The sequence below is a fragment of the Leptospira wolffii serovar Khorat str. Khorat-H2 genome, from assembly GCF_000306115.2.
Lineage (GTDB): Bacteria > Spirochaetota > Leptospiria > Leptospirales > Leptospiraceae > Leptospira_B > Leptospira_B wolffii.
In genome coordinates this window covers 69,144-90,218 of record NZ_AKWX02000023.1, presented here as the reverse complement: position 1 = coordinate 90,218, position 21,075 = coordinate 69,144, and the positions used below count along the sequence as shown (strand labels likewise).

General features: G+C 46.0%; 20 protein-coding genes. 8 read left to right on the top strand and 12 right to left on the bottom strand.

Annotation, left to right across the window (positions count from 1 at the left end; all coding sequences use genetic code 11):
- Positions 1-17: 17 nt before the first annotated feature.
- Positions 18-221, top strand: a complete 204-nt coding sequence (locus LEP1GSC061_RS21565) for a hypothetical protein (RefSeq protein WP_156844595.1) — start codon at positions 18-20, stop codon at positions 219-221.
- Positions 222-264: 43 nt separating this feature from the next.
- The gene (locus LEP1GSC061_RS18470) at positions 265-1,005 is read left to right on the top strand and encodes a motility protein A (protein ID WP_016547474.1); all 741 of its coding nucleotides are present in this window, start codon (positions 265-267) and stop codon (positions 1,003-1,005) included.
- Positions 1,006-1,022: 17 nt separating this feature from the next.
- On the opposite strand, the gene LEP1GSC061_RS18465 is transcribed toward LEP1GSC061_RS18470, so the two are convergent.
- The 4 genes from LEP1GSC061_RS18465 to LEP1GSC061_RS18450 all read right to left on the bottom strand — a co-directional run bounded on the left by LEP1GSC061_RS18465 (position 1,023) and on the right by LEP1GSC061_RS18450 (position 6,159).
- Complete coding sequence (locus LEP1GSC061_RS18465) at positions 1,023-2,588, bottom strand: glycosyltransferase family protein (protein ID WP_016546976.1); 1,566 nt, start codon at positions 2,586-2,588, stop codon at positions 1,023-1,025.
- An 18-nt stretch (positions 2,589-2,606) separates the two neighbouring features.
- A complete protein-coding gene (locus tag LEP1GSC061_RS18460) occupies positions 2,607-4,244 on the bottom strand; it encodes a hypothetical protein (protein ID WP_016546982.1) in 1,638 nt (545 codons plus the stop codon).
- Positions 4,241-5,728, bottom strand: a complete 1,488-nt coding sequence (locus tag LEP1GSC061_RS18455; protein ID WP_016547054.1) for a potassium/proton antiporter — start codon at positions 5,726-5,728, stop codon at positions 4,241-4,243. The genes LEP1GSC061_RS18460 and LEP1GSC061_RS18455 overlap by 4 nt, the downstream gene beginning before the upstream one ends.
- Positions 5,729-5,820: 92 nt before the next feature.
- On the bottom strand, positions 5,821-6,159 hold the full coding sequence (locus tag LEP1GSC061_RS18450) for a DUF1292 domain-containing protein (RefSeq protein ID WP_016547119.1): 339 nt from the start codon (positions 6,157-6,159) through the stop codon (positions 5,821-5,823).
- Positions 6,160-6,326: 167 nt separating this feature from the next.
- Here LEP1GSC061_RS18450 and LEP1GSC061_RS18445 point away from each other — a divergent pair, with 167 nt between their 5' ends.
- Both LEP1GSC061_RS18445 and LEP1GSC061_RS18440 read left to right on the top strand, forming a co-directional pair.
- Entirely contained in the window at positions 6,327-8,771 is a 2,445-nt protein-coding gene (locus tag LEP1GSC061_RS18445) for an ATP-binding protein (protein ID WP_040509983.1), read from the top strand.
- Positions 8,772-9,002, top strand: coding sequence for a hypothetical protein (locus tag LEP1GSC061_RS18440; RefSeq protein WP_016547376.1), 231 nt, complete (start codon positions 8,772-8,774; stop codon positions 9,000-9,002). It begins immediately after the preceding gene.
- A 3-nt stretch (positions 9,003-9,005) separates the two neighbouring features.
- Here the strand turns inward: LEP1GSC061_RS18440 and LEP1GSC061_RS18435 are convergent, their stop codons facing one another.
- The 4 genes from LEP1GSC061_RS18435 to LEP1GSC061_RS18420 are packed head-to-tail and all read right to left on the bottom strand — an operon-like array spanning position 9,006 to position 11,684.
- On the bottom strand, positions 9,006-9,302 hold the full coding sequence (locus LEP1GSC061_RS18435; protein WP_016547278.1) for an HNH endonuclease: 297 nt from the start codon (positions 9,300-9,302) through the stop codon (positions 9,006-9,008).
- Positions 9,286-10,278, bottom strand: coding sequence for a type I phosphomannose isomerase catalytic subunit (locus LEP1GSC061_RS18430; RefSeq protein ID WP_016547112.1), 993 nt, complete (start codon positions 10,276-10,278; stop codon positions 9,286-9,288). Before LEP1GSC061_RS18430 ends, LEP1GSC061_RS18435 begins: the two co-directional genes overlap by 17 nt.
- Positions 10,279-10,282: 4 nt before the next feature.
- Positions 10,283-10,954: a J domain-containing protein gene (locus tag LEP1GSC061_RS18425; protein ID WP_016547192.1), complete on the bottom strand. Its 672-nt coding sequence runs from the start codon at positions 10,952-10,954 to the stop codon at positions 10,283-10,285.
- Positions 10,955-10,991: 37 nt separating this feature from the next.
- Positions 10,992-11,684 (bottom strand): LIC_12936 family protein, encoded by a 693-nt coding sequence (locus LEP1GSC061_RS18420; RefSeq protein ID WP_040510107.1) that lies wholly within the window; start codon positions 11,682-11,684, stop codon positions 10,992-10,994.
- Between the two features lie 118 nt (positions 11,685-11,802).
- Between LEP1GSC061_RS18420 and LEP1GSC061_RS18415 the strand changes: the two genes are divergently transcribed.
- Positions 11,803-12,135, top strand: coding sequence for an STAS domain-containing protein (locus tag LEP1GSC061_RS18415; RefSeq protein WP_016547079.1), 333 nt, complete (start codon positions 11,803-11,805; stop codon positions 12,133-12,135).
- Between the two features lie 5 nt (positions 12,136-12,140).
- On the opposite strand, the gene LEP1GSC061_RS18410 is transcribed toward LEP1GSC061_RS18415, so the two are convergent.
- Positions 12,141-12,764, bottom strand: a complete 624-nt coding sequence (locus LEP1GSC061_RS18410) for an LIC10729 family protein (RefSeq protein WP_016547330.1) — start codon at positions 12,762-12,764, stop codon at positions 12,141-12,143.
- A 35-nt stretch (positions 12,765-12,799) separates the two neighbouring features.
- On the opposite strand from LEP1GSC061_RS18410, the gene LEP1GSC061_RS18405 reads away from it, so the two are divergent.
- Entirely contained in the window at positions 12,800-13,732 is a 933-nt protein-coding gene (locus LEP1GSC061_RS18405) for a bifunctional riboflavin kinase/FAD synthetase (protein ID WP_016547432.1), read from the top strand.
- A gap of 9 nt (positions 13,733-13,741) precedes the next feature.
- Here the strand turns inward: LEP1GSC061_RS18405 and LEP1GSC061_RS18400 are convergent, their stop codons facing one another.
- Entirely contained in the window at positions 13,742-14,311 is a 570-nt protein-coding gene (locus LEP1GSC061_RS18400) for a hypothetical protein (protein ID WP_016546968.1), read from the bottom strand.
- Between the two features lie 220 nt (positions 14,312-14,531).
- On the opposite strand from LEP1GSC061_RS18400, the gene LEP1GSC061_RS18395 reads away from it, so the two are divergent.
- Positions 14,532-16,280 carry a SpoIIE family protein phosphatase gene (locus LEP1GSC061_RS18395; RefSeq protein ID WP_040510106.1) on the top strand — a complete coding sequence of 583 codons (1,749 nt, stop codon included), beginning with the start codon at positions 14,532-14,534 and terminating at the stop codon, positions 16,278-16,280.
- The gene (locus tag LEP1GSC061_RS18390) at positions 16,277-18,067 is read left to right on the top strand and encodes a SpoIIE family protein phosphatase (RefSeq protein ID WP_016547034.1); all 1,791 of its coding nucleotides are present in this window, start codon (positions 16,277-16,279) and stop codon (positions 18,065-18,067) included. The genes LEP1GSC061_RS18395 and LEP1GSC061_RS18390 overlap by 4 nt, the downstream gene beginning before the upstream one ends.
- 2 nt (positions 18,068-18,069) lie before the next feature.
- Here the strand turns inward: LEP1GSC061_RS18390 and LEP1GSC061_RS18385 are convergent, their stop codons facing one another.
- Positions 18,070-19,038, bottom strand: coding sequence for a hypothetical protein (locus LEP1GSC061_RS18385; RefSeq protein WP_016547003.1), 969 nt, complete (start codon positions 19,036-19,038; stop codon positions 18,070-18,072).
- Positions 19,039-19,068: 30 nt separating this feature from the next.
- A complete protein-coding gene (fliD, locus tag LEP1GSC061_RS18380; RefSeq protein WP_016546978.1) occupies positions 19,069-21,006 on the bottom strand; it encodes a flagellar filament capping protein FliD in 1,938 nt (645 codons plus the stop codon).
- Between the last annotated feature and the right edge of the window lie 69 nt (positions 21,007-21,075).

The window sequence follows — 21,075 nt, the reverse complement described above, 5'->3', positions numbered from 1 at the left end:
AACCGGATCGGCCTCATGTGGAAGTCGGTGAATCCGATACTCTATACGGATGGACTCCAAAGCCTCCCTGGCACAGGAGTTTTTTCCACTGCGAATTTTCACTTTCTTATGAGGGGACAGATGTCCTCTTTTTTTTTAAGAAGGCTGAAAAGGAAGGCGTTCTCTTGGGCCCGGACATTTTCAAAGCCGAGAGCTTCTCCCCCACCGCCTGGCTCTTCTGAATAACGCTTGTCGGTACGACATAATCCACCCAATCTTGCCTCCATGCGGTCCACGATCCTGGGTCTCCTTGCGGCATTTGCCTCCGTCCTAGTCGCCATTCTTCTGGAAGAAGCGCATATTCTCTCCTTTATCAAATTTTCCGCATTAATCCTGATTATAGGCGGTACCTTCGGGGCAACCTACGCCAGTTATTCTATCGAAGAATTTGCCAATCTTTTAGTTCATATGAGAGAGGCCGTATTTCCCAAAAGGGAATTTTCCCTTTCGGATCTGTTTCTGGATTTTGCGGAGAAGGCTCGTAAGAACGGACTACTATCCCTAGAGGACCAACTCGCAGCCGTGCCGGATGCGTTCTTACGAAAAGGGATCCAACTCATCGTGGACGGAACCGATCCAAGAGCTGTGGAGGAAATTCTTTTCGAAGCTGCGGAAGGATTGGAAGAAAAGGAAATTCGTTCTGCAAAGATCCTAGAGACTGCGGGAGGATTTTCTCCTACGATAGGCATCATAGGAACCGTCATGGGTCTTGTGAGCGTATTGGAAAATCTGGGTGCAGGAACAAGAGCCTTGGGCGAAGGGATAGCGACCGCTTTTATCGCCACTTTCTACGGGATCGCTTTTGCCAACCTGGCTTATTTTCCCCTCGCGAATCGACTGCGTACCTGGGCATTTTCCAGAAATCGTAGGAGGCAAGCGATCATCCGAGGAATCATCGCCTTACAAACGGGAGACAACCGTAGGATTCTTGTGGAAAGAATGGCTCCTTTCCTGGAAAGATCCTAAGTCTTATCACATTATCTTTATTCGCCGATCTTCTTTTCCGAGTCTACGGAATACGGCTTAACGTATTTCCTATATTCTCCGAATTGGAATTTCAAAAAAAGACCCCATCTTTTAATGTCCCAAAGATCGCCTCGGACCAATATCAACAGAGAATCGTAATATTCTTTCAGATCCGGATCTACGATTAGGTTCTTATTCTGCTCCAAGCTCTCCACATATCCTTGCGGCAGCGCTCTGTATCTATGACCGGCTCTTTTTCCTCTTCCAGGAATTCTGGCCAAAAGAGGATCTCCCAGGCCCAAAACGTCGATTACATGCACGGAAGAGGACAAAGAGAAGGAGCTGATACCCACCATATTCTTCACGAGCACCTTACGTGGCTCGGGCAATTCTTTCTTGGAAGCCAAATCGTGAAGAAGAGAATCTTCCTTACCCAGTCGAAAAAGACCCGTGGCAGGAAAATACCATAGCTTCTCGTCGGCGATCTGTTCTTCGCCCAATATCCAGGGATTGCCGGAGGCCTGAGATCGAACCTGACGAAAAGGACTGGGAAACAATATATTATATAAGAATAAAATACTAACGATTCCCATCGAAGCCTTAGGCCCAAGATCCGGAAGACGAACCATCCCGATCCCTAAAAGAAGAATCACGTATGTAAAGAATCTCCCTGCCATGAAATCTCCCCCTACAAGGAGAATATATAGCAGATACGGAATTCCGAATAGAAAGGAAACGATCAGGGGCCGGACGTTTTTTCCGGAAAACGCAGTCAGGGAGACCAGAAGGATCGGGAAGAATAAGGAGATACTGTCCCAACGGAATTGAAAAGAATAGTATTGGAGTCCTTGCAAAATCAGATCCGAACGAGAATCCAAAACGTTTGTCTTTGCATAATATGTGTTCGGAAGCAAGGAACCGTAATAAACCGCGGAAAATACGAACCACAAAATCGCGGGAAAGGAGAATAAGAAAGACTTTCCTAAAAGTTTACCGTCGATCCCCCCTGACTTCCATACTTTATGAAGTTCTAAACATAACGGCAAAAGAAAGATCAGAAAAAAATCGATTCGGGAAACGATTCCTATAGAAGCGATCCCGACCAGAATCGGCAGATTCGATTTATTCTCCGGTTTCTCTTTCCAATAGTATAAAAAGAAAGCCGCCTCTAAACAATAATTCAGCGAATTCTCCAGACCGGAATAAATATAATCGAAGAAGGCACGGGAACTGAATAGAAAGAACACTCCTATCCAAAAGGAAATTCTGGAACTCGCCATTCTCCATAGAAGTAGCAAGGTAATAGCTCCGAAAAGAAAGGAACTCAAGAAAGACCAGAAAACTATATTCTTATACAGGAAGTAAAAGGGCGAAAGGAACAGGACCAATAACGGATTCGTGAATACCTGAACCCTCTCGTCTATATTCCATCTGAGTCCGTTTCCTTGGACAAAATTGTCCACCACCTTAAAACTAATGAAAGAATCGTCGGAGAGCCAGGCGTTAAAATAGGAAAGAATGCAAAAAAGAAATAATATAGGCCAAACATTCCGGTTTGCAAATATCAGTTTTAGTCTCTCCATCGCTTCTAATATCCGTAATTAATGGAAATAATCGTGAATGCTTTTCGCGACGACCTTATCGTCGATTTGATAGACGTTGTAAAATCTTCTTTGCCGACCGAATTGAAAATTCCAGAACAAATCCCATCGACGAGAATCGAAAATATCCGCCTGAGTTAATACCCGAATTCCTTCATAGTATTCTCGTAAATCCGAACTGGATAATTGATTCTTCCCTGATTCTATCGAGTCCAGGTATCCCGCCGGGATCGCCCTGATCTTATGGCCGATTCTTCCAAAACCGAAAATCCTAGATAGTAACGGATCGCTTAATGCATAAAAGTCCACTATATGATATTTAGGACCCATAAGAAAACCTACGAAGCCGATATTGCGTGTAACAAAAACCCTTTTCTCCGGAGGGAGGATTTGTCTTTTTTCCGCCAAAGGAATAAGCAGCGAAGAAGATGCACCTCTCGAAATGAGCGACGTAAGATTATAATAATAAAGTCTTTCATCCGTAATCCCTTCTTTGCCGATTACCCTCTTTGCCGAAATCGTATCTTCGTCCGGCGTCCGAATGGGAGAGTCGGAAAAAGCGAATGAATAAATTATTAAAAATGCGAAAGCAAAAACTTTCTCTTTCCACTCGAACGAATCCATTCTCGCAATAGACAACCCGAAGAGTAGTATAATGTAACCGAAAAATCTGCCCGCCATAAAATCTCCTCCGACCGAAAGAATATATAACGAATAAGGAATGGAATATAGAACTCCATCCCGAAACGGACCTATATTCCTCCCGAAAGATATCCGGAGGAGAATCAGTAAAGGTATGGAAGCGAACGAAATCGGATCCCATACGAATTGAAAACGGTAATAAGCGAACCCTTGAGCAATTATACTCCTAAATGAATCCACGACGTTCGTCTTTGCGTAATACGTATTCGGAAGAAAAGACCCGTAGTAGAACGCCGCAAATAATAACCAGAGGATAGCCGGAAGACCTGCAAGAAGAACCTTGCCGAGCGATGTCTTGTCCCATTTTCCCGATTTTACGTCGGCATAGAAGCGAAAGAAAAGCGGAAGAACGAAGATCAATACGAAATCCATTCTAGAAACGAATCCGACGGAAGCGATCAGGACTAAGAGTGGAAATCGAGAATCATTAGATCCGTCCCTCTTCGTCCAATATATATAGAAAAAGAAGGTCTGTATAAAATAATTGAGACTATTTTCCAAGCCAGAATAGAGATAGTCGACAAATGCCTTGGAAGATAATAGGAAACCGATAGCTAATAAAAAAGCGACTCCGTTCGAAGAAACCTTACGTAATAATAATATTGTCCCAAGGCAGGACAGAAAAGAAACTATAAGGGATATTACGACGATATTCTGCCAGAGGGAATAAGGCAAAATCAGGAGTAAAACAAGAAGAGGGTTCGTGAATACCTGAACCCTCTCGTCTATATTCCACCTGAGCCCATACCCGTTAACAAAATTATCGACGACTCTAAAACTGATAAAAGCGTCGTCGGATAACCAAGCGTTCCAGTAGGAAACCACAAGCAATAATCCGATAGCCGTCCAAATCTCGATTCCAGGAATGGATTTCAGTCTAAATAATAAATTCCTAATGGACCCAACCGGATCCGTCCTTAAAGGCAGTCCGATCAAAGTTCTTTTCTCTCGCCCATCCTGGAGAGAATTTCTCGAATCTTCTCCTCGGCTCCGGCGGGAGTCAGCACTAATAAAACGTCTCCATCTTCCATTTTGGTCTTACCTGTGGGAACCAAATGAGAATCTCCCCTATAGATCATAGTTATGAGAGAATTCTCCGGGAAATCCAATTCGTATACGAATTTGCCTACGGATGCGGAACCGTACGGAACGATGTATTCCACTAGTTGGGTATCGCTCTGCTCCTTGTTCTCAAATTCGAAAGGATAAGAGGCTCTATGTTCCAAGGGAGCCTGCAATCCCAAGAGCTGTACTGCGAAAGGAATCGTAGTCCCTTGGATCAAAAGAGAAGTCAAGACCGTAAAGAATACTAGATTGAAAATCATCTCGGACTCGGGAAGCTGTTTCGCAAAAGGAAAAGTCGCGAGAATAATCGGCGCAGCTCCCCGCAATCCCACCCAAGAGATTAGAATCTTTTCCTTCCAATCCACTTTGAAACCGATCAGGGAAAGAAATACCGCCGCGGGTCGAGCCGCTAACATAATGAAAATGGAGAACGCAATTCCGGTAAGTGCGACTCCTGGAATCTTGGAAGGAAAAACCAGCAAACCTAGCGTAAGGAACATCACGATCTGCATCAACCATGCGATCCCGTCCATAAAACGAACGTTACTTCGTTTATGCACAAACGAACGATTTCCGATGATGATACCCGCTATATACACCGCCAAGAACGGGTTTCCATTCACCAAAGTAGTGGAGGCGTATACGAATAATACCGATGCGGAAAGAAGAACCGGATACAAACCCTCGTAATCCAGTTTGATTCTATTCATCCCTCGATAGATCCAGTAACCTAGAAGGAGTCCTAGTAAAATACCGATACTGAACTGTTGGAAAATTTCCCAAGCCAAAATTTCCCAGCTAGGAGCGTTACTTCCCACAAAGCTCAAAACGGAAACGGTTAAAAGAACCGCGAGAGGATCGTTACTGCCCGACTCCAATTCCAATAAGGAAGTCAAGCCTTTGCGCATACCGGTGTTACTCGTACGTAAAACGTTGAACACTGCCGCGGCATCGGTGGAAGAAACGACCGCTCCTAAAAGAAATCCGATAATCGGATCGAATCCAAGAATAAATGTGGAAAAGAGACCGACGAAGACGCAGGTCAATAAGACCCCGACCGTCCCGAGAGAAATTCCTTTCCAAAGAATAGGTCTTACTTTTTCCCAATCCGTTTCCAGACCGCCGGAGAATAAAATAAATGCCAGAGCGATGGAACCTATCTTGCGAGTTAGGTCCGCATCGTTGAACCAGATATTTAAAATTCCATCGGAACCTGCGAGCATCCCTATGGTAAGGAAGATGAGTAGAGAAGGAACTCCGAACTTGGTGGACACACGCAGCAAACCGATGCTTAAAATGATTAAGCTGGAGAGAGCGAGAATCTGAAACTCGAAAGTAAGATTAAGCAGGTCCACGATGTTATATTCTGAGACTGTAAGAATTATGCGAATTCTTTTTTTAAAATAATTCGTTTGAGAAGAATCCGATAATCCGGAGATTTAAACGATTAGACTACGTCCGAGTTGAGTTCGTATAATAGATCCTCCAGTTCTCTAGGATCGGTAACCTCCACCAAACGGTCTTCTCCGAATTCGTCCGCCTCGATCTTCACCGCAAAATAACCGAAGCTTTCCTCTCCCTTCAGAAATCCCACATCCAGATTCACCCAATCTCTCTCTTCATCCGTAGAAGGGATCAGGAGAAAGTACTGGCTTTCATCCAGTTCCACAACCTCGCCTATTAGAAAGGAATAAGGATTCCCGTCCTCGTCCAGGAGATGCAAAACCTCGTCCCCAAGTTCCTCGTGCTCCTGGGATTCCGTGTCCTTCTCGTAAGATTCGAGCATCCGGTCTTCCTCCGGTTTTAAGATCGGCAAAAAAAAGGAAGGAACCTTCGGTTAAAAATTTATCGGCTTGCCGTAAAAGCTGGACAGTGGCAAAATTTTCCCGTTTTTGGAGTAAAATTTGATCTCTAAGCGAGATTTCCCGTTTGGGACCGGCAAAGCGAACTCTAATGGATTCCATATACGTTAAAATTTCCATTCTTCTCTCTTTCCTAATGTTAGCAAATTGTGATAGGTTAGAGACTACCCGCGTGAGCGGCGGGATCCTACATGCTAAAAATTGGAATCCTAAGGAGAGTTCCATTCTTCTCGTGGGAGAATGGGAGATCTTTCCTTCCCAATTTACAGCGTCCGAATCTTTGGATTTTAAACAAAAACCAGAGTCTCTTTTTGTAAACGTTCCCGCCGTTTGGAACGATGTCAAAAAGGACGGAAAGGAACTTTTCCCTAAAGGAAAGGGATTCGCCACTTATCGTCTCCGCTTAACGCTACCGCCGGACTCACCGGATCTAATGTTGCAGATTCCGGACCAAGGCACGTCATACTCGGTTTATGCCGACGGAAAGCTTTTGCAAAGAACAGGTAAAACGGGCAAAAGTGCGGAAGAATCGATTCCGTTTTTAGGTTCCTCCATCGTGGTTCTGCCCGGAACCACCCAAGAATTGGATGTGGAAATATCCAATTTTAAGCATATCTACGGAGGACTTTGGTACGCTCCGAAGCTTGGAACCGAAGATAATATATTAAAAGAACATCATGCAAATATGGCGATGGAAATCGCCACTTCCTCTTCCGTCTTAGTCCTGGCGATTTATCAAATCGCCGCTTTCCTGAGATCCAGAAAGGAAAAGGCTCCGATTTACTTCGCCGTATTTTCTTTGGCGGGGGTCTTACGATTCTTCCTGACCGGAAACAGATTGTTCAATTCCGCGTTCCCGGAGATTCCTTGGGAGATTTCTTATCGTCTGGAATACCTGAGTACTTACGCGCTATGTTCCGGATTCTTAGGATATCTGGCCGCCTCTTTCCCGAAAGATTTCCATCCGAAAACGGAATTATATTCCATCGGTATTTTCTCCGTTTTCGGATTCAGCGCCGCGTTTCTTCCAGTGGAAATCTACGCGAATCTACTTATACCTTATCAATTCGTGATCGCGGGAGGAGGCATCTACACTCTTATAGGATGCGTAAAATCCGTCTTGAATCGTAGGCCGGGATCCATACTTGTTCTCGCCGGAGTCGCCTTCATCATCCTGGCGGGGATCAACGATATATTAGTTTCCCATTATATTCTAAACAGTCGATACATTCTCGCTCCCGCACTCTTCCTATTCATATTCTCCCATAGCCTGGAATTCTCCATCTCCTTTTCCAGAGCGATGGAGGCCGCAAAGTCCGCGAGCGTGGAGCTGGAAGGACAGGTCCAGCTAAGAACCAAGCAATTGACCGTGGCCAAAGAAAAGGCGGAGTCGGAGGCAAAATTCCGATATGATTTTTTAGCGACCATGAGTCACGAAATCCGGACTCCTTTGAACGGATTACTGGGCACCGCAAGCCTTCTTTCCGAGAGCCCTCTCAATCCGGAACAAAAGGAATACGCGGAGATCATCCAAGTTTCGGGAGAGAATCTTTTGCATCTGGTAAACCAGTTTCTAGATCTTTCTAAAATCGAAAATCATCGATTCTCTTTGGAAATTATCCCTTTCGATCCATTTGCGGTCTTGCAAAAAGCGGCAAGAGTGGTCAAAGCCAGAGCGGAAGAGAAAAGGATCATCGTAGATATCAGTTATCCGGACCATCATCCCGGAATTTTCCTAGGTGACGAAGGAAGAATCCAACAAGTTCTTCTGAATCTCTTAAGCAATGCAGTCAAGTTTACCGGATCGGGTGGTAAGGTCTCCCTAGGAGTAAGATTTTTCGGGCAAGACCAATTTTCCAGAATACTGGAATTCTGGGTAGAGGACGACGGCTTGGGCATTCCGGCCGACAAGGCTTCTTCATTATTCGAACCTTTCGTACAGGGAGATTCCTCGGTAGCTCGCAAGTTCGGCGGTAGTGGACTAGGACTCACCATATCCAAAAAACTCGTAGAACTCATGGGGGGAAGCATACGATTCACAAGCGAGCCGGAAAAAGGATCCAAATTCTCCTTTCTGATTCCCTTCCCTCAAGAAGACGAAAAACAAGAATGGGAAGAAGAAATAAAATCCCCCTCTCCTAATTTCCCTCGCCAAAATATACTCTTAGTCGAGGACCAGGATTTCACAAGAAAGGTCGCTTCGGAAATGCTAAATAGACTCGGTATGACCGTAACGGCGGTGGCCAACGGAACCGACGCTCTGGCTTGCATCGAATCAGGAAAATATAATATAATTCTATTGGATATAGATTTACCCGAAATTACCGGAACGGAACTCGCCGCAAGAATCAAAGAGACCCAGAAAATCTGCCCTGTTTTAGTCGCCTGGACGGCACACGCTCTCCCCGGCTCCGAGGAATCCTTTCGCTCCCTCGGATTCGACTATTATCTCAAGAAACCTTCCTTGCAAAAAGATTGGGAAAAATTTTTGGAATCCTATTTGCAATCCTCGCAGGGGAAAACGGAATCTTACTAAATGAAGAATCGTCTCCGAAAGATCTGTAATCTTTCGCTTTGCCTATCTTTCTTCTGGATTTTCGGAACGTACTGTAACGAGGGAGGCGGTAGACAAGACTGCAGTCGGGAAACCTCCCAAGATAAAAAAATCACGGAAAACTTGCAGACCGCCTGTTTGGCCGATCCTCAAAATCCGGATTACTGTAGATTGTATCTAATACAGGCGGTCTATAAACCGCATTGTTGGTAGATTTTAAAAATCCTCGAAAGGTAATTTGTTCTTTTTAGCGTTATTGCAGTCTTTGCAGGCGGGAACTAGGTTGGCTTTAATGGACTTTCCGCCCTTAGCCAAGGGTATCAGATGATCCATGGTCAGATCTTCCGGCGGAAATTTCTTCCCGCAATAATGGCAAATTCCGTCCGCCTTCTTTTTTTTCCACCAAGGAGTCTTACGCAATTCCTTGGCGATTTGTCTCTGCTTTTTGATTTCGGATTCGCTGACCCAGAGTAAAGGCTCTTCCGAAAAGCCGCTATTATCTGGAATCTGCATTAAACGCAATCCAATCCGTGCCCGGTCCGGACCAAGCCAATCTAAGTTTAGGAGATCCGGGTCTGCAAACGACTCCCTCCCGGATTCCCGCAGCGGTGACGAGTACCGTATCCCCTTTTTTGAGATCCAAACCCTCCACGAAGCAATGCCCTTCTAATATCATAAGAACGTGAAATACCGGTTCTTGGGAAAAAGCGGGGAGAAGAATTTCCCGATCCGATTCCAAAATCTCCATCCGAAACTTATCGTTCGCGGTCAGTAGGAATCTTTCGTAACCGGCAGCATCGATCCTTTTACGAGACAATCTATCCTGAGGATCCGCGGAAGAATAATCCAAGACGTCCAAGGCCTTACTAAGATGCAACTCTCTAGGACGACCGTAATCGTAAACGCGGTAAGTGGAATCCGAAGACTGTTGCACTTCCATGAGAAGAATGCCCGCTCCGATCGCATGAATACGTCCCGGATTCAGAAGAAAGGAATCCAATTCGGATACTTCCACTTCGTTCAGAACCTCTTCGACTCGGTTGGACTTTACATAATCGGCGAATTCTTCCCGGTTTGTCTTTCTGGAAAAACCGCAGACCAATTTGGATCCTGTATCCGCTTGCAACACTGTCCATGCTTCCTTCTTACCGGAAGACTCGGGATCGAATTTATCCGCATATGCATCGTCGGGATGCACTTGCACGGAGAGTTTTTCTTTTGCGTCTATGAGTTTGATAAGAAGGGGAAAATCCTTTCCTCGAAAAGGCTTACCCAAAACGGAATCCGGATCCGAACGGTAGGCTTCGCGCAACGTTTTGCCAGAATATTCTCCGTTAACGATAACGGAGAGATCGGATCCATAATCGGAAATTTCCCATGATTCTCCTATCTCTCCCGGTGGAAGATTTCGCCCTAGAAATGTCTCTAGCTTTCTTCCGCCCCAGACTTTTTCCTTATAGATCGGTTCGAATTGGAAAACCTTCTGCATATGCCTATTTTTTTCCGCCCAGGAAGAGTTCAATTTTAACTTTAAGGGTCCGCTTCTTGAAATGAGTAAACGCGTCGGGACGAAATCCGGAAAGATCCAGAGTGTAGATTCTCCCCGGAACAAGACTACCCGGTTCGGGACTCCATTTCAAATATCGAAAACTCTTATAGCTCCCTTTTCCTCCGCAGGACCCGCAATTCAAATCGGAGCCTCTGCACTCCGGACAAATGGAGCGGACCACCAGAGGAATGGCGGCGAAGATTCTTCCCGAAAACTCCTCTTTCTTAAGACAGATACGTATATCGTGATAGATTCCGGTGTATTTTTTTCTATCCCTGCTTCTCATCCCCGCACGGAGCAACCCTCTACGAGCGAATTCCACCGCCTGGGTTGCGAATTGAATCCTAGATGGAGGAATCCAATGGATGCGAGAACGAGAATCTTCCTCCTCTTTTTTTCTGGAGAGGAATTCCAGATCGAAACGGGATCTCTCCTCCGGTTGGGAGAGAATTTGGTAGGATTGAACGACTTGTAGGAACACATCCGGAGAACCGGTTCCCTGGTTGTCCGGATGAAAGATCTTAGCCAATTCCCTGTACCGATGTTTTACGCTCTCCGGGCTCGCTCCGTATCTCAGGCCTAAAACTCTGTAATGATCGATCCAGGGCGGACTCATACTTTGGATTTAGACCCCGGAAATCCCGAATAGTACTCTATCGATTCGAGTCGTATTCCTGGAAGGAACCGCCGCTATCCAAACCGTCGAGCATAGTGTCCACATCCTTGGAGTCGGCACGAATCGTACCTTCCACATATTTATCTATGGCTCGAACGACCTCGCCGAGGTTGTCCCTATAGGATCTTACGAATTTCACTCTTTGATTAGGATTTCGTATATTTGCCAAGTTGAAGGTTTCTTCCTTCGTTCCCGCATCCGTACGTCTTTTTACGATTAGAACGATAGTGGAAGGATCCGAGGAAGAGATTCCGTCATTCTTCATCTCTCCGATCTCGTCGTTTACGGGACGGAGTTTAGTGACCAAGGATTTGCGGGTAATAAAACGGACTCCTTCCAATTTCAAAGCTCCCTGACCTCCGGAAACTTTGAGATAAAACTTCTTATCGATCAGATATCTGTCTCGCACGGGAAAATTGAAATTCTCCAAAGCAGGAACGAATTGGAAGTATTCGTTATCAATAATTTTTTTCCTTTTATTCAGGAAGGGAAGCATCTGTTCGATTCTCTTATGAAAGTCCTTGATATCCTTGGTCAGACTCTCTATATCCTTAACCTGAGTCGGCTCATAGGGGAGAATTTTGATCTGACCATCCGCTTCAAAATCCTGGGCGAAAATATTCCAACCCATGGTAATTAGCAGAAGAATAAGTAAAAGTTGCTTCTTCATGAATCGAATCCGGAAGGTATCCTCCTTACTAATGTCGTCCATTCCGTCAAAAAGCCCGGATTTTTCCTAAAAATTCGTTGAATTCCGGCCGGTTTCTACGAAAAGGGAAGGGAAGATCATGGAAATCAGCATTAGAAAATCCGGCGATACAAACATAGTAAGCCTTTCCGGGAGCCTGGACATTTATACGTCCATCGATCTCAAGAATTTCTTCGAACAGAATATCGATCGAAACAATAATAACGTAGTCATCAATCTGGAAAAACTGAATTACATCGATTCTTCCGGTATCGGTATGCTCATCAAGCAGTTGAATTATGTCCAAGAATTGAACGGCAAATTCTTCATAGCGAATATGAAAGCGGCCATCGAAAAAGTTTTCAAAGTAGCCGGTCTCACTTCCTATTTTCAAACTCTCTCGGAAACGGAGTTCTCCAGCCAGTTCCCTTAATTTTCTTAACCGAATTCCGGGGGCGTGTAAGAAAGAAAAACGTCCCAAATTCCCCAGAACCTTCCCTTTTCTCCGGCAATCGGAACCAATTTCAGAAGCAACCGTCCGTCAGCAAGTTCGGAGGGATCCACTTCTATAAAGACGGGAGGAGTTCCCGAATACAAAGCCTTTGTATATAAACCGGAATCGGGAAAACGCACGATCCTCTTCTCTTTCCCATTGGCATAGATTCTAAGTTCCCTCGCAGGCAAACGAGCTGCGTACTCCGTTCTTTCGAAAAGAGTCAGGTCGAAATAGACGTAAATGGTGTCCTTCCGATCCGGATCCGCGATTAGTAGGACTTCCAAACCTTGCTCGGGGACCATTCTACATTGGTTATCGAAGAGCCTTCCCGTTCCGGATCCCGGAGCCGGGTCCTTTCTGTCCGGAGCCAATTTCAAACCGTTATGCAGTCCCCAAACGGAGAGCTCCGGAAAAGTCTTATAATCCTCGGAGATATAGGATTCTCCTCCCATAGGTTTGGCGAAATTCTCGAAATTTTTCGTTTTCCGATTTTCCTCTCCGGAAAGACCCTGGCCCGCAGTGGCCGGAATCAGGAATAAGAGTATTGCAAAACGGAGCCAGTTCATCTTTTTAGAATATCGACTGCCCTGCGGAGGGAAACTTGAAAATTCTTAGAAGTCTGGAGAACCTAAAGACGGATTTGAACACCCCTACGGTGGTGACTCTGGGTAATTTCGACGGAATTCATTTGGGGCACCAGGCCCTCTTGGAAAGAACCAAGGAAATCTCCCTCGAAAAAGGCGTTCCTTCTTGTGTGGTCACCTATTACCCGAACCCCGCCTTAGTTTTAGGTAAAGACAAGGACTCCGGCGGAATCACGACTCAATCGGATAAGGAAACGTTGATAGAATCCTACGGAATCGATTGGCTCATCGTAGTTCCATTCACTCTCGAATTCGCGCAAATAGAGGCGGAAGATTTCCTGAAAAACGTTCTAATCGACGGACTTGGCGCCAAGCATATTCTGATAGGCTTCAATCATTGCTTCGGAAAAGGAAGAAGAGGAGATTACGAACTTCTAAAGCGATACTCCTCGGAACTCGGATACGAATTGGAAAAATTGGATCCGGTCTTTCTGGGTAACACCAAACTTTCCAGCTCCCATGTTCGGTCCCTTTTGCGATCCGGAAAAGTCGAGGAAGTGGAGGAATGCCTAGGTAGGGAATTCTCCGTATCCGGTTCCGTGGTAGAAGGTCACAAACGCGGGAGAGCCATCGGTTTTCCCACGGCAAACGTCCGTCCATTACCCGAATTGATCCTACCGGGAATCGGAGTCTACGCTGGAAGAACGGAAATCGACGGCAAAACCTATCCGAGCATGATCAATATCGGAAACAATCCGACCTTCGGAGACAATGTCGTAAGTTTGGAAAGTCATATCTTCGATTTTTCGGGAGATATTTACGGAAAGACGGTTAGGATTTTATTCACAAGCAAGATCCGGGAAGAAATCAAATTCTCGGGAGTGGACGCTTTGGTTTCCCAATTGAAGGCGGACGAAGAAGTCTCCCGTAAGATTTTAGCCGAACGTTGACTTCTAAAATTACGCCCCTTCCCTACATCCGATTCCACCGAATAGAGGAGTGCCCCTTCTACCCAAAAGCACTCCCTCCAGATCTTCCGGCGGAGTATATATGAGTATATTCGTAAATAAAGATAAAGGAATATGATCCGCCCAATCCGGGATAGACTCGAAAAAGGGATCCCACAAAAGCTTCATATCGTCGTCCTCGGAACCCATTGAAACCGGTTGCCCGGATTCCGTTTCGAACCAGATCAACATCTGCTTTAAAACCGCGGATTTATTCAGGATCGCAATCCCGAGAGGGAACTCGAAGAAATACGTGTGCACGAAACGTCTAGTACAGGATTCGTTCGTACAGATGATTTCCTGGACTTCCTCCAAGAAGGCCGCCCAATCCCGGAGCCTTCCCCTGGATTTGGACCAAGGAGTCTTGTTATCTGCTCCGCATTCGGGGCAAGTACATACGGGGGTGAGGGTAACACCCTTGAGAGATAGAATGGGAGGCTCTTTAGGAATAAAAGCAACGGAGTTCTTGGTCAGATAGGGTGAGGTTTTTTCCGAATCTCCGAACAAATCCCCTGCTTCCATGGCGACTATCTCCGGCCGTAAGACATTACGTTAGCTGCGCCAGTATCTAAAACAATGTCGTCTAACGCAAACTATTTTCCCGGTCCGGCGAAGCGATTCGGATAGAATTTTCCGGACCCTGAAAATCTGGCTTTTTTAGCCCAGAAAAGCTCCGTCGCAATTTCATTCGGGATTGATTCCGTCGTCCAATTCGGTTACGATGCCTCGCAGCGTCGGGCCTATGAATTATTACCTTTTTCTCCCTATAAGCGCTTTAATCACAAATACTCTCTTAATTTCATACGTTTTCGCTAGAAGGTTCCGAAGCGCCGTAATCCGGGACTTCCTGAGATTCGCCCTATTCATAGATCTTTGGCTGCTTTCCTATATCCTTTACTGGAGCATGTTTCCTCCGGAATGGATGACTCCTATCTTCAAACTTTCCTGTTTTACCTGGCTTCCTACTGGCTTATTCTATTTGGAAACCGTTTACAGTTTTTTAAACATTCGTTCAAAAATCGTTCTCCCTTTTTTCCGATTCGCTGTCATCGGAACCATTCTGATCACCGCCTCTACAGATTGGATCATAAAAGGCTCCGTTCTATACGATTGGGGTTACGAACTGGATCCTGGAATTCTGTTCGTAGCGTTCAGCGGAGTAGTGGCCAGTGGTCCCGCAATTTGGGGTTTGGCCCTGCTATTAAAAGAAAGATTCCAAACCCGCCAGCGAAAGATCAGAAGTCAACTCGATCTCTGGATCTTGGGAACTGCCATCGCCTTGGGCATCAGTATTTATACCGAACTGTTCAATTTAGACGAACAGGGAAGATTCCTCTCCGTTCCGCTGACTCCGGTTGCGGTTACAATCCAATCCATCTTCACGCTCGTCGCAATCACTCGATACGGGTTTCTAAATATCAGTCTGGAAAGAATCGCGATCGAATTATTCCGGGATATACACGACGGAATCGTACTCACTAAGGAGAATGGGGAATTCTTCTTCGCGAACCAGGCCGCCATACAAATCTTGAACGGGGCCCCTTCCAAAGAAGGATTCTTCAAACCGGAAGAATACTTCGTCGGGTTCCGTCCGGAACAGGACCATTTTCCCAGGGATTATCAGTTATCCAATAAATCCGGCCAAACTTTCATCGAGCTTACATTATCCGACATTCGTATCTCCGACCAGGAATTCGGAACATTATATCTTCTGAGAGACGTAACGGAAAGAAAGGCGGCCCAGGAGAAAATCCACCAGCTCTATTCCCATATCGTAAACGATTTGGAAATCGCTAGAATCACCCAGGCATCCATTATTACCCAGAAATTTCCGGACAAAGGCGCCTATCGTATCCATTCCTTCTTCCAACCTATCGATAAGGTAGGGGGAGATATGCTCCGAGTCATAGACCATCCTTCGGGAAGAGTGGACATACTCTTTGCCGACGTTTCAGGACACGGAATCGCTTCGGCCATGGTGGGAGGTATGCTTTCCATCACCTTCCAAATCGTATCGGGCAAATTGCTTTCCCCGAAGGAAAGCCTTTCCGAAATCCACGAGATGCTTTCCAAGGTCGTACTCCACCATCATATTTCCGCCGTATTCGCGAGCTATTATCCGGACGAGAATCGAGTCCGATTCTCTTACGCGGGTCATCACCCCATCCTCGTTCTCAGAAAGGGCAAACTACTTCCTTTAGAAGGAGAAGGTAGAATCCTACTCGCAATCAAGGAGCTGCAACTGCAGGATTATTCTTTCGATTTACTCCCTGCAGATCGTCTGTTGTTTTATTCGGACGGTCTATACGAAGTGAAAAACGAAGTAGGGGAAATTCTAGGCTACGAAGAATTTTTGGAATGGTTAGGGCAAATGGCGGACAGGGACACAAGATCCCTTCTGGAAGCCGCCCAAAGAAAGGCCTTGGAATTCGGAAAAGGAAAACATAACGACGACCTTGCTATGCTGGCTCTGGAGATCGATTCCAAATGAATCCTTATTTAATCGTTCCGTTATCTGCTCTTTTCATTAATCTGTATTTATTTACGTACGTTCTCGCTCTGAAGGGAAGGCATAGGGTAGTTCATCTTTATCTATTGTATTCCGGAGATCTGAGCCTTTGGATATTGTCCATCATACTCTATTGGTCTTTTTTACCTCCTCATTGGATGATTTGGATTTTCAAAATCAGTTCGATTTCCTGGCTACTCTGCGGAACCCTTTTCCTGGAGTTCGTATTCGCATTTCTATCCAAAAATCCGAATATAGCCCTGTATCTTTTGAGAGGACTCTCTCTGGCGGTGTTTCCGATCACACTTACCACGGATTGGATCATCCGAGGAGTGGAAAGAAAATACTGGGGAGACATTCTCCTCCCCGGACCGTTATATTCTTATAGCCTGAACGTTCTAATTGTGGCCCCCGCAATATACGCCGTCTTTCTTCTGATTTACGAATCCAGAAAAGAAGAATCCGGATTTAGAAAACAATGCTATCTGCTCGCCTTCGGAACCTTGCTTACTTCGATACTCGGTTTCTTAACCACCGTTTTGCCCAGGCTTCCGAGAGGAGACTTAAGTTATCCTCCTTTGAGCGGTAGCGCCAGCGTGATACAATCCATCTGTATCTTCATCGCGATCGCGAAATACGGATTTTTGGAAATCCGACTGGAGAAGATCGCTTTGCAACTTTATTCTAAATTGAGAGAGGGTGTTCTTCTTCTTTCCACCTCCGACGATCTACTCTATTGGAATGAGAGCGCGAGAGAGATGCTCGGATTTTCCAAAGACTCCCCCTCTCCCGAGAAATTGAATCTTGCCAATTACCTGGAAGGATTCACCAAAAAGGCGTTCTCCAGAATGGATTTTAAAAGGAAGAAAGAAATCCAAAGGGAGACGGAACCGGAAGACGAGTATTCTCTGCCTAGGTCAAACTCACTCTATCTCGAAGTCTCGAAATCGGAGATCCCTATTTCCGGAAGGGATGTCGGGAAAGTCTACGTTCTGAGAGATATCACGGAAAAGAAGGAAGCCTCGGAGAGAATCAATATGCTCTATTCCAGAGTAATCCGGGACTTGGATATCGCGAGAGAAGTACAGGATACAATCACCACTCGTGAGTTTCCCATCTCCGATAAATTCAAAATCTTTTCCTATTTCCGGCCTTATGATCGAGTAGGAGGGGATATCTTAAATTGCGTGGAAGGAACCGACGGAAGCCTGGAAATCCTTTTCGCGGACGTTTCAGGACACGGAATCTCCTCGGCAATGGTGGCCGCCATGGCGTCCATCGCATTCAGTGTCGTCTCCCGCAAAGGAAGTAAACCGAAAGAGGGACTATTATTCACGAACGACTTGCTGTCTTCCGTAGTAACCCAGCACTTCATATCCGCCGTATACCTAAGATACGAACCGAACACAAGAATATTAGAATATAGCTATGGAGGACATCATGCCGGATTGCTTCTTAGGGGCGGACAAACCCTGGAATTGGAGGGAAAAGGAGGAGTCCTTCTCGCTGTAGGAACTCCTATCTTGGAGGAATTCCGAACGGAATTGAAACCGGGAGATCGATTGCTCTTATACTCGGACGGATTATTCGAAGTAAGAGGATCCAAAGGGATTCCTATGGGTAACTCAACCCTAATAGAAGCGGTAAAAAAGCTATCCTACCAGGACTCGAACGCGCTTATCCGCTCCCTAGTATCCTATTCGGAATCCTATGGAGACGGAGTCATGACGGACGACTTAACTTTATTCTGCTTGGAAGTTACCGGATAAAATCAGACCTGGATCGAATCCGCCTGTTCTTTCACCTTAGCGAGAAAAGGGAGCAGCTCGTCCAGAGCCCCCGGAATCTCGTATTCGATGATGTCTCCTGCACGAATGATATCCTTTTCCTCCAGGGCCAATGCCACGGAAGCCAAAGTATCGTTCAATTCGTTTGTCTTTTCCTCAAAACTCTTGCCTTCGATTTGGATCTTGGAAAAGTCCATACCGGGCAATTTTTGTCGCAGCGTAATGAACGAAGTGAGTAATACGTTGATCTGGGAAACGGATTGCGTCAAAAGATGAGTCGCAACTTCGTCCTTTCCGGATTGATAGCTTTCGTTGACTTTGACGAAACTTTCTTTGAGCGCGGGTACCGCTTTGATGAATGTATCCAGAATTTCGCGCAGGGTGGGAAGTTCCAAATCGAGTACCGAAGCTCTAGCGACCAAATCCATGATGAACAATTTCAAGTCTCGCAAATGTTCTAAGAATTCCTCGATCGCCGCCGTTCCTTCCAGCTTTGATGCGCGAGCATTCAATTCCGCAAGAATATCCTGTACGGTGTTTCCCGTTCCCATTGGCTTGATCTGATCGTATTTCAATTTAAGAAGCTTGCCGGCGGATTGCAAAAGGCTTTCGATCCAACCGAAACCATCCACGAGTTCCTTGGATTCCTTTTCAGTCAAACTATCGCGACCCAAAAGAGTATTCCCGACTTTATCCACATAGGCGTCCAATTCGTTCAAAGAGCTGATAAGAATATCCAACTCTTCTCCTACGAAAAACTCCATCTTTGCGGTTTCGGAGATAGAGGAACCTCGCATTTTTCCGGCCTGGAATTCTTCACCGTCGACTAGGCAGGAAAGAAGGAACTTGCCGTTCACTTCCACCCAACGACCTACCGCATCAAAGACCTCGCCCAAATTCTTCTCGTTCTCGATGACGCTCTCTAATTTCTGATCGTTTACGAATATTTCCACGGTGATTCCTCCGTTTAACCTTATGATTCCTTACTTGTCGTCGCCTTGGCCCCTACTGAGATTATTGTTCAGATAGGATCCTACGGCCTTGTTCTTACCCACTCCCTGCTCCATATACAGAAACTTTTCCTTCAGCTTCTTTTCGTAGCTCATGAGATGGGATTCAAAATTCTTAATTTTCTTATTATTATCCGAAACCTGTTCTTCCAGAAGTTTGATCTTGCTTGTGACCAAACCTCCGGCGAATTGGGTGTACGGCTTCAGATGCTCCACCAGATTCACACCGACGCCAATATCCATTCTAGCGTCCGAATTCGTATCCTGGGCGAACAAATGCCGGACCGCGTCCGGATTTTCCGCGAGCTTTCTGGAAAGCTTTGCCTCGTCTAGGGTCAAAAATCCGTCTTGGATATCCGCCCATTTACTTCCCACATCCCCTGTGGAAACTCCTATGTCGGCCAGGGTACGAATTTCCGACGTACCCAATGCGGGGAACGAAGACGTGGTTACGGTTTTCATACCCGCAACCAATCGTACCACGGAATTTTCTCCCGCAAGCACTCCTGTCTTGGTTTTGCCTTCCCAAAAGGACCTGCTGATATCCGGATCGTCCAATTTCGAGTCGGTCATATTACCGTCCCGATTTACGGCCGTGGCATTCTTGGAATATTTTAGAACATTATTATATGCTTCGATGAATTCTTTGATCATACGGATTCCTTTCGCGGAATCCACCTTGATATCCACCGTGACAGGTCCTTCGCTTTTCTTATTCAGATTCAGAAGTACCCCATCGAGTACGTCCGTCAACCCATCGTTCTTGGGTCTCTTGACTTCGATCCCGTCCACGGTAAACGTTGCGTCCTTCGCCTCCGCGATCGTCTTTGCGGGCTTGGCTCCGTTGAATTCGGAAGGAAGGACGAAACGGAAACCCGAGAATTCCTTCTCCTTTCCGGTTTGGTTGACCACGATCACCTTATGGATCTTCTTTCCTTCCATCGCGGATTTGAAAGTAATGCGGATCTTTCCTTCCTTATGGTATGCCGTATCCAGAAGCACTTTATCTTGCTCGTCCTGGTCGTAGACCACTCCTAAGGAAATCGTCTCCCCTTCTTCCAAAGGCTCGGAGAGAATGGCTTCTATTCTCGCCCCCTTCTTTCCTTCCTTTGCATCCACATGAAATTGGAAAGCCTGCTTGGGTCCTAGTTTTACCTTGGAAGGTTCCTTCTTCGCTGCGTCGCCTGGAATAAACGTAGGTTTGGCATCCGCGCTCATTCCGTATTTATCCGGTTGAAAAGCGTTGGTCTGTCCCGGTTCCCAAGGTAGAGAGAAGGACTGGGGAGGATCCTGGGGCAGCATTCCTCCCACAAGAGCGGCTGCCTTTAAGACTCCGTTCGTATCGTCGAACTTGAGTTGGTTGTCCAATCCGGATTGGGAAGCGGCTAACGTTAAAACGGATTTATCCTGATCCACTTTCACTAGAGTGGGTTGAACGATCCCCGCAGCGGCGGTACGAATGGTGAGAAATAAATCCCGGACAGTTCCACCCTGAAATTCGATCTCTTTCTCGTTGTCTCCGGAAAAAATCTTGAAGTTACCTGCTGGAATCTTTCTCTCGTTATCGATAGGATCTCCCGAGATTTGATGGAATGTGGCAAGTTCCTTCACTTCTATCTTTCTCTTTCCGCTGGACGCGGAGCGAGCCGCGTCTCCGGTGATCACTCCTTCGGGATCGGAAACGATGGACTTAGTGGCGAAAGGAGCCGTAAATGATATGATTTCTCTGGTTTTATTTTGGAGGTCCGTGGTCAGAGTCTTGAGGTCGTTCCAGGCTTTGACCTGCGCTTCGTTGTACCCGTTTTGCTGCTCCAATCTACGGATGGGCTTGGCTTCGAGTTCTACGAGCTTCTTTACGATCTGATTGGTGTCCTGACCGGAGCTAAGTCCCGGAATGGAAAACGCGGGCATAGTCCCCTCCTGTTATTTGCATCGACCAATTCTCAAAAAGTATAAGTATTTCGATGAAAAAAAGCTCGC